This is a genomic window from Methylobacterium sp. PvR107 (assembly GCF_017833295.1).
In the GTDB taxonomy this organism is placed as follows: Bacteria; Pseudomonadota; Alphaproteobacteria; order Rhizobiales; family Beijerinckiaceae; genus Methylobacterium.
Genome location: NZ_JAFIBW010000001.1, coordinates 2,958,896 through 2,973,864 on the forward strand (window position 1 = coordinate 2,958,896; position 14,969 = coordinate 2,973,864).

Sequence of the window (14,969 nt, forward strand, 5' to 3'; positions counted from 1 at the left end):
ACACGTTGAGCATGCTGGACCCCAACCCTACGGTGCGGCGAGGATCATGAACGGCGTCGGGGCTCGATGGCCAGCACCGCCAATTTCGGCTTCATGGGCGGGTACGGGCAGAACCTTGAGGCGCTGCCCGCGCTCGCGGAGAGTTATTTCCGGACGGATCCCTCAACGGCCCTGATCAAGCTGCGGCAGTTCGCCGAACTCCTCGCCAAGGAGGTCGCCGCCCGCCAAGGCTTCTACCAGCCCGAGCGTCGCGACAGCTTCGAGACGATCCTGTCGCGCCTGTCCTACGAGCGGGTCTTGCCCCGCGAGACGGCGGACCTTTTCCACGGCCTACGCAAGCTCGGCAACGAGGCCGCCCACGAGGCTAAAGGCACACACGCCGAGGCGCTCTCGGGGCTGAAGTTTGCCCGTCAGATCGCGATCTGGTTCCACCGAACCTATGGCAAGCAGCCCGACTTCAGGCCCGGTCCGTTTCTACCGCCGCCGCCGCCGGTCGATGCCTCGGCGACCTTGCGCGAGGAGATCGCCGCGCTTCGGCTGAGCCTCGCCAACAGCGAGGGGATGGCCGAAGCAGCGCGGCTGCTCGCTGAGCAGGAAGCGCGAGAGCGGGAGAGCCTGTCCGAGCGCCTGCGTCGTGAGAGCGAGGACCGCGCGATCTGGGAGGCGCTCGCCCAGGAGGGCGAGATCGAGAAGGCCGCGTTGGCCTCCAGACTCGCGGCCCTTCAGGCACAGGCGGAGAGGACACCGGTCGCCGCCCTCCAGGCTCTCGTCACATCCGGCGAGAAGGCGGCCGAGAAGATCGACCTCGACGAGGCTGACACCCGTGCGCTGATCGACAGGCAACTACGGGACAACGGCTGGGAGGCCGACACGCGAGTATTGCGCTGGAGCGAGGGCGCCCGACCACTCAAAGGCCGCAACATGGCCATCGCCGAGTGGCCTGTTGCCAAGGGGCGTGCCGACTACGCGCTGTTCGTCGGCCTTACCCTCGTGGGGGTAGTCGAGGCGAAGCGCAAGAACATCAGTGTGTCGAGCGCCATCGATCAGGCGGAGCGTTACGCTCGCGACATCCAAGAGATCAGCGGGATCACGTTCGCCGAGGGCGCACCCTGGCAGGATGGACCTCACGCCTACCGCGTGCCCTTCGTGTTCGCCGCAAACGGTCGCGTGTACCTCCGGCAGATCGAGACGCAGAGCGGCGTGTGGTTCCGCGACGTTCGCCGCTCCACCAACCTGCGCCGCGCGCTCGTGGACTGGCCGACGCCAGACGGCTTGCTGGATAAGCTGAGCGTCGATGTCGAGGCGGCGACCCAGGCGCTCAAGGACCAGCCGATGACGTTTGGCTTCCCGTTGCGCGACTACCAGAAGGCCGCCGTCGCCGCGGTCGAGGAGAACCTGGAGGCGGGCCGCCGCACGATGCTGGTGGCGATGGCGACCGGCTCGGGCAAGACCAAGCTCGCCATCGCGCTGCTCTACCGCCTGCTGTCCACCAAGCGCTTTCGCCGCGTCTGCTTTGTCGTGGACCGTTCGGCACTGGGCGACCAGACCGAAGGCGAGTTCTCGACGACCAAGGTCGTCACCGGCAAAACCTTCGCCGATATCTTCGGCCTCAAGGGTCTCCGGGATGTGGTGCCGGACGCCGAGACGCGGCTGCACATCTGCACGATCCAGGGGCTGGTGAAGCGGGTCCTCCTCACCGACGACCCGGCGCAGGCCCCCGCCATCGACCAGTACGACCTGATCGTCGTGGACGAGTGCCATCGCGGCTACCTGCTCGACCGTGAACTCTCCGACGCCGAGTTGAGCTTCCGCGACGAGGCCGACTACGTCTCGAAGTACCGACGCGTGCTCGACTACTTCGATGCGGTGAAGGTCGGCCTGACCGCTACACCCGCCTTGCACACCACCGAGATCTTCGGCGAGCCGATCTTCACCTACTCGTATCGCGACGCGGTGATCGACGGCCATCTCAACGACCACGAGCCGCCGGTCCGGATCGAGACCGAGTTGGCGCGCTACGGCATCGAGTTCGCCCAGTCCGACCAGTTGGAGTTCTTCAATCCCCAGACGGGTGAGATCGACCTCGCGCACGCGCCCGACGCCCTGCGCTTCGAGGTCGAGCAGTTCAACAAGCGGGTGGTCACCGAGAACTTCAACAAGGTCGTGGCCGAGGAACTCGCGCGGCACATCGATCCGAGCCTGCCGGGGAAGACCCTGATCTTCGCCGCCTCGAACGACCACGCCGACATCGTGGTGAAGCAGGTCAAAGATGCTTTCCAGGCCGCCTACGGCGAGATCGACGACTCCGCGGTGAAGAAGATCACCGGCAAGGTGGACAAGGTCGGCGACCTGATCCGTGCCTTCCGGAATGACGCCAACCCGAAGATCGCCGTCACGGTAGATCTCCTGACCACCGGCATCGACGTGCCGTCGATCACCAACCTCGTGTTCTTGCGGCGGGTGAACTCCCGGATCCTCTACGAGCAGATGATCGGCCGGGCGACGCGGTTGTGCCCGGACATCGGCAAGGACGTGTTCCGGATCTTCGACGCGGTGGATCTCTACCCCCATCTCCAGAAGATCACCGACATGAAGCCGATCGTGGTCTCGCCCTCGATCGGGTTCGAGCAACTGGTCGCGGAACTCGCCTCTGCCGACGATGAGCGGCAGCGTGAGACCGTGCGGGCGCAGTTGGTGGTCAAGCTGCGGCGTCGGCTCAAGACCATGTCCGAGGAGGTGCGCAGACGCTTCGAGGCGGTCGCGGGCGAGACACCCGAGGCGACGTTGGCGCGATTGCACACGGCGCCCGGCGAGGACCTCGTCACCTGGGTGCGCGCGCATCAGGCCATCGGAGCGGTGCTCGATGCGTCCAGAGGCGACGGTGAGCCCGACCGCAAGCCGATCTCCCACCACCCGGATGCGGTGATCAGCGTGACGCGCGGCTACGGGACGGCCGAGAAGCCCGAGGACTTCCTCGACGGGTTCGCCACTTTCGTGAACGAGAACGTCAACACCCTCGCGGCCTTGAAGGTGGTGGTGCAGCGTCCGCGCGATCTCACCCGTGCGCAGCTACGCGAACTCCGTGCTGAACTCGACCGCGCAGGCTTCCCCGAGGCGACGCTCAAGCGCGCCTGGAAAGACGCGAAGAACGAGGACATCGCCGCATCGATCATCGGGTACGTCCGCCAAGCCGCACTGGGTGATCCGCTCCTGCCCTACGAGGAGCGCGTCGCCGCCGCGATGAAGCGGATCATGGCGCGCCAGCCCTGGACGGATCCCCAGCGTGGGTGGTTGAAACGCATCGGCGAGCAGATCGTGCGTGAGGTCGTCGTCGATCGCGAGGCGCTCGACCGCGAGCCCTTCCGGGCAGACGGCGGCTACAACCGCCTCAACAAGATTTTCAGCGGCGGCGTGGAGACGCTCCTCGCCGACGTGAACGAGGAACTCTGGAAGCAGGCAGGCTAATGGAAGCGGTCACCCCCACCACACGCGACATCGTCGCCAAGCTCTGGTCGCTCTGCCACGTGCTGCGCGACGACGGCGTCGGCTACAACGAGTACGTCACCGAGATCACCTACCTGCTGTTCCTGAAGATGCTCGCCGAGACCGGCGGCGAGGGGCGCCTGCCCGCGCAGTACCGCTGGGCGGGGCTCGCCGGGCGCGAGGGCCTCGATCAACTCGACCACTACAAGCGCCTGCTGCTCGACCTCGGCAACCCGAAGATCGAGACCGACCACCTCGTGCTCGCGATCTTTACGGACGCGCAGACTCGGCTGACCCGGCCGACGAACCTGAAGGCGCTCACGAGTGCGATCGACAAGCTCGACTGGTTCTCAGCGCGCGAGGAGGGTCTGGGCAACCTCTACGAGGGCCTGCTGGAGAAGAACGCGGCGGAGAAGAAATCTGGGGCGGGCCAGTATTTCACGCCACGCCCGCTGATCGACTGCATCGTGCGGCTGATGCAGCCGCAGCCCGGCGAGGTGATCCAGGACCCGGCCGCGGGCACGGCGGGCTTCCTCGTGGCCGCCGATCACCACATCAAGGACAAGACCGACAACCTCTACAAGCTGCCGGAGTCGCAGGCGTTCTTCCAGCGCAACGGCGCCTATCATGGCGCCGAACTCGTCCATGACACGCACCGTCTCTGCCTCATGAACCTGATGCTGCACGGCATCGAGGGGGGCGTCGAGCACGTGGACACGCTGTCACCGGACGGGGAGGCCCTCGGCAAGGCCGACCTGATCCTGACCAATCCGCCGTTTGGGACAAAGAAAGGCGGCGGACGCCCAACGCGGAACGACTTCTCGGTTACGGCCGAGACCTCGAACAAGCAGTTGGCGTTCGTGGAGCATATTGTGCGCGCGCTGAAGCCCGGCGGCCGGGCAGCCGTCGTGGTTCCCGACAACGTCCTGTTCGAAGACAACACCGGTCGTCGACTGCGCACATGGCTCATGGAGTTATGCAACCTGCACACGATCCTACGCCTTCCGACCGGCATTTTTTACGCTATCGGCGTGAAGACGAACGTGCTGTTCTTCCAACGCGGGAACACGGATAGGGGCAATACGAAGGCCGTGTGGGTGTACGACCTGCGCGCAGACATGCCCGCCTTCGGCAAGACACGCCCGCTGACCGTCGTGGATTTTGCGGACTTCGAGAACGTCTATGGTGCCGATCCGAACGGCGGGGCTGAGCGCCAGGACCAGGGCGAGACTGGGCGCTTCCGGTGTTTCAATCGCGAAGAGGTGTCGGCGCGCAATGACAGTCTCGACATATCGTGGTTGCGCGACACCGAGGCGGACGCCGAGGAAGGGCTGACCGATCCCGAGGACATCGCTGGGGCCATCATCGGCCACCTTCGGGCGGCACTAGAGGACATCGAGACATTGCAGGAGGAATTGGAGCCGGATGCGACCGAGTCGGTTTTGCTCCGGGAGGCAGCGGAGTGAGCAAGTTGCCCGTAGGATGGAGCGCCGTTCGACTCGGCGACGTTTGCGAACTCATAAACGGTCGTGCCTACAAACAAGACGAGCTTCTTGAGAGCGGCAAGTACCCGGTTTTGAGAGTGGGAAATTTTTTTTCAAATAAGAGTTGGTATTATTCTAATCTTGAACTCGAACAAGACAAATATTGCGACGATGGTGATCTGCTGTATGCGTGGTCGGCATCGTTCGGGCCGCGTATTTGGGAAGGCGGAAAAACAATTTTCCACTATCATATCTGGAAGACGCGCTGTGCAGAGCATGCGCTGCACAAGCAGTTTTTATATTATTGGTTCGATTGGGATAAAAAAAATATTCAAGCGGATCATGGCACAGGATCGACAATGATTCATGTCACGAAGGGAGATATGGAAGCTCGGTCTCTAAGTCTACCGCCCCTACCCGAGCAGAGACGGATCGTCTCTAAGATTGACACACTCTCTGCAAACTCGAAGCGCGTCCGCAGCCATCTCAGTCATGTGCCTAGACTCGTAGAATTGTACAAAAAAAGTGTTGTCGACTTTGCGTTGAGAGGTGACTTGACGCGCACCTGGAGAGCCAATTTAAGCGACCACGGTAAATGGAAAACACTGCCTGCGGCCGAGCTATTTCGCTGGTCAAGCGGGAAAAATTTGACGGCTAAAGCGATGAGGCCCGGAGCGATTCCGGTTCTAGGTGGAAATGGGATCAATGGCTATCATGATACCGCGCTGGTTGACTTTCCCACCATCGTGATTGGTCGAGTGGGCGCTCAGTGCGGGAACGTACACCTATCGCGAGCACCTGCCTGGATAACCGACAACGCAATTTACGCTTCAAGTTTTTCTCAGAAAATCATAAGCCTAGATTATGCGGTTATGGTATTTCGCCACGCTGACTTGAACGCGCGTGCCGGTGGAAGCGGACAGCCGTATGTAAATCAATCAGTTTTGAACGCGGTTAATATTTCTCTGCCGACAATTAAGGAGCAAGCTGAGTTAATTCGACGTGTCGAGAAAATGTTTGCCTGGATCGACCGGCTCGCCGCCGAGGCGACCAGCGCCAGCAAGCTCATCGACCGCCTCGATCAAGCCATCCTCTCGAAGGCGTTCCGCGGCGAGCTTGTACCGCAGGATCCGGATGATGAACCCGCAAGCGTGCTGCTGGAGCGGATCAAGGCTGAACGGACGGGGGTAACACCTGCTCGTCGAGGACGTGGTCGCCCACGTCTCTCCGCAGCGATTTGATGTCCATTCCCGACTTCCAGACCCTGATGCTGCCGGTGTTGCGCGAGGCAGCCACTGGCGAGAAGCGTATCAGCGATGTGGTTGAGCACCTCGCTGATGAATTTGGGCTTAGCCCTGAGGACCGCTCCCACCTCCTGCCATCGGGCCGCCAGACAACCTTCGCCAACCGCGTCCACTGGGCCAAGAGCTACCTTGGCAAGTCTGGTCTCGTGGAACTTACCCGCCGAGCACACTTCCAGATCACGCCTCGTGGGCGAGAGATCCTCGCACAAGAGCCTGATCGCATCGACATCAAGTTTCTGACCCGGTTTCCGGAGTTCCAGTCTTTTCGATTCGCCCAGGACGGCGCAGAGGAACAGGCCGAGGCAGCCGTCCAAGCCGCCAACGCCACGGCGAGCCTGACGCCAGACGAGGTTATGCGCGCGGCGGGTCGCCAACTTGAGGCGGCGCTGGCCAGCGAGTTGCTCCAGCGCGTTGTGACGGGCGCGCCTGCGTTCTTCGAAAGCCTCGTCGTGCGCTTACTGATCGCGATGGGCTATGGCGGTTCGGTCAATGACCTTGATCGCGCCCTTGTCGGCAAGTCGGGCGACGGCGGCGTGGACGGCGTTATCGACCAGGATCCTCTCGGGCTCGACCGCATCTACGTCCAAGCCAAGCGCTACTCCGCCGACAACACGGTTGGCGCCTCGGCCATCCGTGACTTCTTCGGGAGTCTCGACCGCTTCAAAGCGACGAAGGGGCTGTTCGTGACGACCTCGTCGTTCACGTCCTCGGCCCGCGAGACGGCAGAGATGCTGAGCAAGCGCATCGTGCTGATCGACGGTCCGCAACTTGCGCGGCTGATGATCCGCCACGAGGTCGGCTGCCGGATTGAGGAGCGGCTTACTATCAAGAAACTCGACGAAGAATTTTTCGACGGGTAACTCAGGCGCAAGTTAGAGAAATTAAGGACACATAAATGTCATCCATTTTCGCACTCGTTAATGACATAGAAACGGGCGAAATCGTACTACCTGCAATTCAGAGAAACTTCGTCTGGGATACATCACGCATCGAGAAATTGTTCGACTCTTTGATGCGTGGCTACCCTGTTGGGATAGTTCTTTTGTGGGAAACGTACGAACGCATTCAATATAGAAATTTTACAAGAAACCATCGGAACGACGAACAATATATCTATGCTGAAAACGATGATCGAAAGCGTCTCAGGTACGTTTTGGATGGCCAGCAGCGGCTTACCTCCATCAATATAGCCCTTAACGGCTCCTTCCAGGGGAAAACATTTTTCTTCGATTTATTGAGCGGATCAAGCAATGACGACACAAGCGAAGAGAAATATTCGTTCAAATTTGCCGACCAGAAAGATGTCGATGCCGAAAACTCGGCTATATCTGCTGCTATACAGCCCGATGGATCGCCGTGTTACTGGTACTCTCTGCCTAAACTTTTAAAAATGACACCCATCGAAACTATGAAGCTGAAATCGGAAATCCAGCAGCTTGATCTTTTGTCTGACGATGCAAAGCTTAAGTTGGAAGAAAATCTATTCCAAATCAAGTACGTTTTTACCGAAAACTCGGAATGTCTCAAGACGCAAATTATAGACGCTAGCCTACCCGCAGACTATAAGGGTCGAAAAACAATATTCGACATACTTGAGATATTCGTGCGCATAAACAGCCAAGGCGTACGCTTGAGTCGTTCAGACCTTATCATCAGTATGCTGCGACTTTATTGGCCCGAGATTAGCACGCTTCTACCGGAGTTCCTTGCTGAAATAAATGCTGGATCTGACCTTAAGATAGATAACGACTTTGTGATACGGTGCCTATTTTCTACGTCAGGAATAGGAACACGATTGGATTTCGATCTCCTCCGCAAGAAATCTAATGTTGACGCAATACGAGGCTGCTACAACGGTTGCTTGAACGCAATTCGGCAAACCGTAGATTTTGTAAGAATTTCATGTCAAATTGATTCTTCGAGGCTGATCGGCGGCCTGAACACACTGATCCCCTTTGTGCATTTCGCGTTTCTAAACAAGGCCGACGTATTTTCTACCGACGGGAGTGCCGCGCGAAAAGCACTTTATATTTTCGCCTTCTCTAAAGTTTTTACTCAACATTCGGATAGTAGGACCGGTGCCTTCATCCGTGATTTCGTCAACGAAGGCAGCGTTGTCTTTCCTGTTGAAGGCGCTGCGCAGTTTGTCAATTGGAAGACCGGCTTCAACGCCATTGATAGTAGTCTCATTTCATATAATGTAGAGCTAGCCTTAAGCATCTTACAACAAAGAAGCGGCGGCAAAGTCTATTTTAGCAAAAACTTGCCTGAGATCGATCACATATTTCCGCGATCCAAAATGGAGGAGCGCTACGACAGCGCCTTGGTAAACGATATAGGAAACCTATGGATCCTACAGCAGGTCGCTAACAGGAATAAAAGCGCCAAGGATCCTCGCGAGTTTCTGTCGGCTGTAGATAAAAAATTGCTTAAGAATGCGCTTATCGATATAGACTCTTTAGATCAGAGAAGATTTAGATCATTCGTTTCAGAAAGGAGAGAAAAAATATTTGAAATTGTTTCGCGGATAACCGAGCTAGATGATCCCGCGCTTTCGGCGGCGTTATCTGGCGAGGCCGGAGAGGACGAAATCTAATCGCGCAATTCACCAGGACTGCATCGGCGCATTACCAAGCAAATTTTGCCGACAATGCACCGATGCGTTGCTGACGGGTACAAAGTTCCGAAGAGACCGAAACCTATACTCATTGAATTGTCTTTGTAGTCTACGATTATAGTTCAGACGATCCTGGTCCGAGATCGTCGCCGACTCGCAAGGCACACCATCGGTTCACCTTTGCTCCGACCCTCTTGATCTGTCCGCCATGAACCTGCGGTGGTACCCGGTCCACCGAGTTCGTCTTGACGCTGGATGCGATTGTCCAGGATGCCCAATCGTCCAGGATGTCTAATCATCCAAGATGCCCGATCGTCCGTCGCGATGGGCTGGACCGTGATCATCACGTTGTTGAGCATCCCGGTGAACGGGTTGTCGAGTGCCGGCCGAACGAAGCTACGGCGGATCGGCCGCGCTGATCCTCGACGTCAGGGACATCCAGCCCGACCGTTGGGCGCGACGCTGCGAAAACGGCCCTCTCTCATGTTCACCGTGGTCCACGGGATCTGGTCCTCTGACGTTCAACGGTTGAACGTCGCCCTTCTGAAGCGCTGCGCAGGGTCAGCCTTGTCTCCGATCCGGCCGGTGACGATGAACCCGTCGTCTGTCACCGTTCCGACCTCGGCCTTCCCACGGCTCTTCGCCCCTACCGTTCCTCACCCTCACCCCCCTGTCCCAAAAACCCTCTCGTTTCCGACCCTCATTTCCCCTTCGGCGCGGCTCTCATTCCAGCCTGTCCCGGAACCATCTGGTTCTGGATCACCCTTCGCTTGACGGCTCGGCGGCCTGTGGCACCGTCGAGGGGATGAAGCGCGTCGCCTTCTACGTCCGGGTCTCCACGGCCGATGGCCAGACCACGGAGAACCAGATCCGCGCGCTCCACGAGGTCGCTGCCCGGTCAGGGTGGAACGTCACGGCGATCTTCAGCGACGACGGCATCTCCGGGTCCAAGGGTCGGGATCGTAGGCCGGGGCTCGACGCGCTGCTCAAGGCGGTGACCCGGCGCGAGGTCGATCTGGTTGCTGCCTGGAGCGTCGACCGGTTGGGGCGGTCCCTGCCGAACCTCATCAACCTGCTGGGTGAGCTTCAGGGACGGGGCGTCGATCTGTTCCTGCACCAGCAGGCCCTCGACACGAGCACGCCGGGCGGGCGGATGATGTTCCAGATGCTGGGGGTGTTTGCGGAGTTCGAGCGGTCGCTGATCCGCTCGCGCGTCATGGCCGGGCTCGAACGCACCAGGGCCAAGGGCACCCGCCTCGGGCGGCCTCCACTGGAAGCCGGGAAGGCCGAGGCGATCCGCGCGATGCTGGCAGCCGGGGTCGGGATCCGGGAGACGGCACGCCGGACCGGCATAGGCGTTTCGACCGTTCAGCGCGTGCATGCGGCGATGACCGCTCCCCAGGATCCGAAGACGATCACCGCCGCAGCTTGATGACGGTCCGGAGATCATCCTCCGGACCGTCGCCGATGTTCATGCCGGCAGGGTCAGTTCCACCAGTGGTTCGACCGGGCAGATCCACCCGCCAGGGTCCCACGACGGCCAAGGCTCTTCAGGATGTCCTTGATCTCACCCCGACGCTCCCGGGGCGAGTTGCCGTAGGCAGCTTCCTCCCAGAGCTTGTCCTGGATCCCACCCAGGTCGACACCAGCCCGATTGAGGGCCGCGGCGAGCTTGAAGAAGGCCGCATGCCCCGAGCCCCGTGGGGTCATTCGCCAGTCTTGGACTGCCTTCTCGATCAGGGCCGCGCGACGATCGGCACCGAGATGTGCGTCCCGAGCAGCAATGGCATCGCGCGCAGCCTGGAGCTTAACGCTGACCTGACGCTTCTTGACGGCCGGCGCGGACGTCTGGGCAGGGGCGATCGCGGGCACCGGCAGGGCGATGACCTTCTCCGATCGCACCGGTTCGGGCTCCGGGCGAAGGTCGAGGATGCAGTGCTCGATCCAGGCATGCAGATCGAGGGGGCCGCGCTTCGGATTGTCCGCGCCGTAGTCGATGAAGAACGAGTCCTCCGCGACCCGGGCCTGGACAGGCAGGTAGAACATCGCGGCGCCGTTGAACTTGCCCTCGTCGAAGCCGTGGCAGAGGCCCGGCTTGGTGTTCGAGCGCTTGGCCTGCTTCTCCAACTGCTTCTTGCCCCAGTAGCCCTCCCGGTTCAGCACCTTGACGATCTGCGCCATGATCAGCGCCAACACGTCGAGTGAACTGCCCCGGGATTTTCGGAGGCTCCAACTCTTGAGAGGATGGAGCCATGACGAAGCGCAGCACACCCTTTTCGCCTGAGGTCCGCGAACGCGCGGTCCGGATGGTGTTCGACCACCAGGGCGAGCACGGCTCGCAATATGGGGCGATCCGCTCGATCGCAGCCAAGATCGGCTGCTCGGGCGAGACGCTGCGGAACTGGGTCCGGCAAGCCGAGCGGGACCAGGGCCAGCGACCCGGACCAACGACGGACGAGCGCGAGCGGATCAAAGCACTGGAGCGCGAGAACCGCGAGCTTCGGCAGGCCAACGAGATCCTGAGGAAGGCGTCGGCCTATTTTGCGATGGCGGAGCTCGACCGCCGGTCGCGGACATGATCGCCTTCGTCGACGATCACCGGGAGGCCTACGGGGTCGAGCCGATCTGCCGCGTGCTGCCGATCGCCCCGTCAACCTATCACGCCCATGCCGCGCGGCGGGCCGATCCCGGCAAGCTGCCGGCTCGGGCTCGTTCGGACGCGGCGCTAATGGTCGAGATCCGGCGCGTGTTCGAGGAGAACTTCCACGTCTACGGGGTGCGGAAGGTCTGGCGGCAACTCGGTCGAGAAGGGATCGCGGTTGCCCGCTGTACGGTCGCCCGGCTGATGCGGGTCATGGGGCTGCAGGGCATCGTGCGGGGCAAGAAGGTTCGCACCACTATCCCGGACCCGGCCGCGGCCTGCCCGCTCGACCGGGTGAACCGCCAGTTCAAGGCGCCGCGTCCCAACGCCTTGTGGGTCAGCGACTTCACCTACGTCGCGACCTGGGCCGGCTTCATCTACGTCGCGTTCGTGATCGACGCCTATGCCCGGCGCATCGTCGGTTGGCGGGTCTCCCGCACGGCTCACGCCGCCTTCGTGCTCGATGCTCTTGAGCAGGCTCTGCACGAACGTCGTCCCCCCTGGGGCGGCGGGCTCGTGCACCATAGCGACAGGGGCTCGCAATACCTCGCCCTGCGCTACACGGAGCGGCTGGCGGAGGCGGGGGTCGAGCCCTCGGTTGGCAGCGTCGGGGACAGCTACGACAACGCCCTGGCCGAGACGATCAACGGTCTGTTCAAAGCCGAGGTGATCCATCGCCGTGGGCCGTGGCGATCCCTCGAGGCCGTCGAGTTCGCCACTCTCGAATGGGTCGATTGGTTCAACACCCGCCGCTTGCTCGAACCTATCGGCAACGTGCCTCCCGCCGAGGCTGAGGCGCGCTACTTTGCTCGGGCCGAGGTACAAGCCTTGGCCGCCTGACCCAAACCGAACAGCCTCCGGGAAATCCGGAGCGGTTCAGAGCGAGTAGGCGTAGGTCGTCGGGATGAACGCGCGCCAGCGCGGCGCCGCCGCCGTGGACGAGGCCGTGTTCCAGACCACGATGCGCAGGTACGGGAACAGGTCGGCGAAGGCGGCATGAGTGAGGTCGCCGCCGTCGTTGTCGAGCCAGATGCCGCGCAGGTGGACGATGTTGTCCAGCCCGCGGCCGTTGTCGGCCGCCTTCGACGGATCGAAGTGGGCCGGGGAGAACATGCCCGATTCCTCCTTGAGGACCCGCCGGTCATGCAGGTCCCGCAGTTCCGCGATGAAGCCGTCGTCGTCGTAGTGGATGAAGTGCTCGAACGGCATCGAGTCGTACTTCGACAGGTAGGCCGTGCCGCACGTCGTGGCCGAAGCCGCAGGCAACGGCGTGACGTATTCCCCTTCCTTAGAGGGGATATCGTCACGCACGAACTCACGCATCTCGCCTCGGACCTGCTCGGCAAGGAGCGGGTAGCTCGCGCAGATGAGCGACGTCCCGTTGATCAAGTCGAGTTGCGCCAAGAGCTTGCGCGCCTGCACGTCCCGGTATGCCCTGGTCTTGGCCGCGGCGTCGGCGTGCTGGCGCGGGCGCCCGGCTTTGCCCTTGCTCGGCAGCGCTCCGAGCCCCGGCAGCGGCACCACCGCGGCGCCGGGGAACAGGGCCCCCAACCACTCGGCCGTATCCCGATCCATGACGACGACCCGCTTGGGCGTCGTATCGGCCGGGTTGCGGATCGAGCAGCGCATCACCGCCTGATAGACGGCCGTCCGATAGCAGCCGGTGCGCAACTCCTCGCCGGAGACGCCATGCGCTTCCATGAAGTGGAAGTGCGCGGGCGGCGGGTTGAGGGCAGAGAGCACCACGACGGCGTGGTAGCCCTGGTAGGTGTTCAGGCCATGGGGCGTGTTGGGCAAGCGCTCGGCCTTGGCCAGCCCGAAGAAGCCGTCATCGAGGTCTTTGTTGCCCATCCAGACGAAGGGCTCGTCCCCAATCAGATTGGCGATCGCCTGCCGGATCCGGTCCAGGATCCGCACCTCGGCGCCCGTCGCATCCTCCACGGCACGATCGCGGAAGCGCTTCGACCACGCCTCGTGGCTGGCGAAGTAGATGGTGATCCGGTCGCCGTGCTCGTGCTCGGTGTAGCGCAGATCCTTGCGCAGACCCGCACCCACCGGCTTCATCGTGGCTCCCATCGCCGACCACAGCCGGAACAGAGTCGTCTCCGTCATACAGGCCGAGGCGATCGTGACCGTGGCGAAGCCGCTCAGAAGCGAGGGTTTGAGCAGCGAGTAGGTGACGAGGGAGGCGTCGGTCTTCTCACCTCGGCGCAGGCGCTCGAACTCGGCCTGCTTGGCGTAGACATCCCAGTCCTCGGAGGCGATCCGGTGGGCGAGCGGCCCGAGGACAGCGTAGAGAGCGTCTCCGTACTGGTTGCGAGCGATCTTATCGAGGCTCATCACGCGACCTCCTCGATCGTGGCCCGATCCGCGATGAACGGGTCGAGGCGACCGTAGACCGGCCCCTCGGGCAGGAAGTCGAGGTGGGGCAGGAACAGGTGCCCCGTGTCTGGCAGCGGCAAGTCCTCGAACACGTCCACCTGCGGGACCTCGTCCATGGTGAGGTGCCAGTCACCCTTCTTGTGCAGGTAGGGGGCACGCATCAGCGCGGCGTGCGTGATGAGCAGGACCTCACCCTGGCCCGGCTCGGCATCCCGGAAGTGGGCGACGATCGCCCCGACCGGCGAGGCACCGCGGAGCACCGTGCCACCGTGGATGGCACGGCAGGGATAGGTCGGGTCGAGGGGCAGAAGCTCGTCGGAGAGCGTCTTGTCGATGAGGTGCTGGGTCGGCTGGACGATGAGAACCTTGAGGCCGCGCCGGGCGCAGCGGTCAGCATATCGAGCCAGTGCTCGGGTTTTGCCGGCGCCCGCCAGCGCGTCGAAGTAATGGATGGTCATTTTGCAATCCCTTTAATGAACAACCCGCGAGGGGTGGCGGCACCTCGCGGGTCATGGGATTGCGGACGCCTGCGACAGCGTGCCGGGCAGAGTATTGCCCGGTCGGTGTATTTATCGTCGCAGGCTTACGCCGTCCCCCGCCAGGGGCCTGAGCGCCGAACGCGCTCTGGGAGTACTTATCCAAGGCCACCCTGACTGAGGTCAAAATTATTCGGTCAGCCAGCCTGATCTACGACGACCATATTCGACCAACGACGATCCCCATGCGAAGACGAAGCTTGACGGCTGCCAGCACGGTGCTACCCCAGCAGAGGGAAGCGAGATCGTTGGCGTAGCAGGAGAATTGGCCGCTGGCGGCTCATCCCTCCGTCTCCGCCATCTTAGCTGTAAGCCGCTCTTACTGCTGCCTGATTTTCCAAACGCCTCTGCCGATCCGCCTCTCTGTACAGAATGCTGGGACAGAGGGACCGCCCGCGTGCGCTCGATGCCGCGACTCCTCAGGCGTGACCTGACCGGCTGGCTTTGGACCGGGCGGATTGAGAGGATCAGCTAGGACCGAAGCAGGTACGGGCACATTGGCGACGCGCAGTCCATCCGTGG

The 14,969-nt window shown here is 61.8% G+C and carries 10 protein-coding genes and 1 other annotated feature; of the genes, 7 read left to right on the plus strand and 3 right to left on the minus strand.

Annotated features, from left to right (window positions below; all coding sequences use genetic code 11):
* Nucleotides 1-66 precede the first annotated feature (66 nt).
* From hsdR to JOE48_RS13995, 6 genes are all read left to right on the plus strand, one after another.
* Nucleotides 67-3,465, plus strand: coding sequence for a type I restriction-modification system endonuclease (hsdR, locus tag JOE48_RS13970; RefSeq protein WP_210030601.1), 3,399 nt, complete (start codon nt 67-69; stop codon nt 3,463-3,465).
* Nucleotides 3,465-4,949, plus strand: a complete 1,485-nt coding sequence (locus JOE48_RS13975; RefSeq protein ID WP_210030606.1) for an N-6 DNA methylase — start codon at nt 3,465-3,467, stop codon at nt 4,947-4,949. Before hsdR ends, JOE48_RS13975 begins: the two co-directional genes overlap by 1 nt.
* Nucleotides 4,946-6,208: a restriction endonuclease subunit S gene (locus tag JOE48_RS13980; protein WP_210030614.1), complete on the plus strand. Its 1,263-nt coding sequence runs from the start codon at nt 4,946-4,948 to the stop codon at nt 6,206-6,208. Before JOE48_RS13975 ends, JOE48_RS13980 begins: the two co-directional genes overlap by 4 nt.
* Entirely contained in the window at nt 6,208-7,131 is a 924-nt protein-coding gene (locus JOE48_RS13985) for a restriction endonuclease (RefSeq protein ID WP_210030616.1), read from the plus strand. Before JOE48_RS13980 ends, JOE48_RS13985 begins: the two co-directional genes overlap by 1 nt.
* A 35-nt stretch (nt 7,132-7,166) precedes the next feature.
* Nucleotides 7,167-8,867, plus strand: a complete 1,701-nt coding sequence (locus JOE48_RS13990) for a DUF262 domain-containing protein (protein WP_210030618.1) — start codon at nt 7,167-7,169, stop codon at nt 8,865-8,867.
* An 826-nt stretch (nt 8,868-9,693) separates the two neighbouring features.
* On the plus strand, nt 9,694-10,320 hold the full coding sequence (locus JOE48_RS13995) for a recombinase family protein (protein WP_210030561.1): 627 nt from the start codon (nt 9,694-9,696) through the stop codon (nt 10,318-10,320).
* A gap of 53 nt (nt 10,321-10,373) precedes the next feature.
* On the opposite strand, the gene JOE48_RS14000 is transcribed toward JOE48_RS13995, so the two are convergent.
* Nucleotides 10,374-11,069: a hypothetical protein gene (locus JOE48_RS14000; RefSeq protein ID WP_210030620.1), complete on the minus strand. Its 696-nt coding sequence runs from the start codon at nt 11,067-11,069 to the stop codon at nt 10,374-10,376.
* A 71-nt stretch (nt 11,070-11,140) separates the two neighbouring features.
* Here JOE48_RS14000 and JOE48_RS14005 point away from each other — a divergent pair.
* Nucleotides 11,141-12,369, plus strand: a protein-coding gene (locus JOE48_RS14005; RefSeq protein WP_210025736.1) for an IS3 family transposase whose coding sequence is annotated in 2 segments (ribosomal slippage) — nt 11,141-11,429 and nt 11,429-12,369 — 1,230 coding nt in all. Because the reading frame shifts where the segments join, the coding sequence is not laid out codon by codon here.
* Nucleotides 11,422-11,538, plus strand: a sequence feature (AL1L pseudoknot). (Overlaps the previous gene by 117 nt.)
* Before the next feature lie 36 nt (nt 12,370-12,405).
* Here the strand turns inward: JOE48_RS14005 and JOE48_RS14010 are convergent.
* Both JOE48_RS14010 and JOE48_RS14015 read right to left on the minus strand, forming a co-directional pair.
* Nucleotides 12,406-13,869: a hypothetical protein gene (locus JOE48_RS14010; protein WP_210030622.1), complete on the minus strand. Its 1,464-nt coding sequence runs from the start codon at nt 13,867-13,869 to the stop codon at nt 12,406-12,408.
* The gene (locus JOE48_RS14015; protein ID WP_210030558.1) at nt 13,869-14,369 is read right to left on the minus strand and encodes a hypothetical protein; all 501 of its coding nucleotides are present in this window, start codon (nt 14,367-14,369) and stop codon (nt 13,869-13,871) included. The genes JOE48_RS14010 and JOE48_RS14015 overlap by 1 nt, the downstream gene beginning before the upstream one ends.
* Nucleotides 14,370-14,969: the final 600 nt, after the last annotated feature.

Bases quoted from the DNA above. Each gene is read 5' to 3' on its own strand.
- hsdR (WP_210030601.1), top strand. From the start codon at position 67: ATGGCCAGCACCGCCAATTTCGGCTTCATGGGCGGGTACGGGCAGAAC.
- JOE48_RS13975 (WP_210030606.1), top strand. From the start codon at position 3,465: ATGGAAGCGGTCACCCCCACCACACGCGACATCGTCGCCAAGCTCTGG.
- JOE48_RS13985 (WP_210030616.1), top strand. From the start codon at position 6,208: ATGTCCATTCCCGACTTCCAGACCCTGATGCTGCCGGTGTTGCGCGAG.
- JOE48_RS13990 (WP_210030618.1), top strand. From the start codon at position 7,167: ATGTCATCCATTTTCGCACTCGTTAATGACATAGAAACGGGCGAAATC.
- JOE48_RS13995 (WP_210030561.1), top strand. From the start codon at position 9,694: ATGAAGCGCGTCGCCTTCTACGTCCGGGTCTCCACGGCCGATGGCCAG.
- JOE48_RS14000 (WP_210030620.1), bottom strand. From the start codon at position 11,069: ATGGCGCAGATCGTCAAGGTGCTGAACCGGGAGGGCTACTGGGGCAAG.
- JOE48_RS14010 (WP_210030622.1), bottom strand. From the start codon at position 13,869: ATGAGCCTCGATAAGATCGCTCGCAACCAGTACGGAGACGCTCTCTAC.
- JOE48_RS14015 (WP_210030558.1), bottom strand. From the start codon at position 14,369: ATGACCATCCATTACTTCGACGCGCTGGCGGGCGCCGGCAAAACCCGA.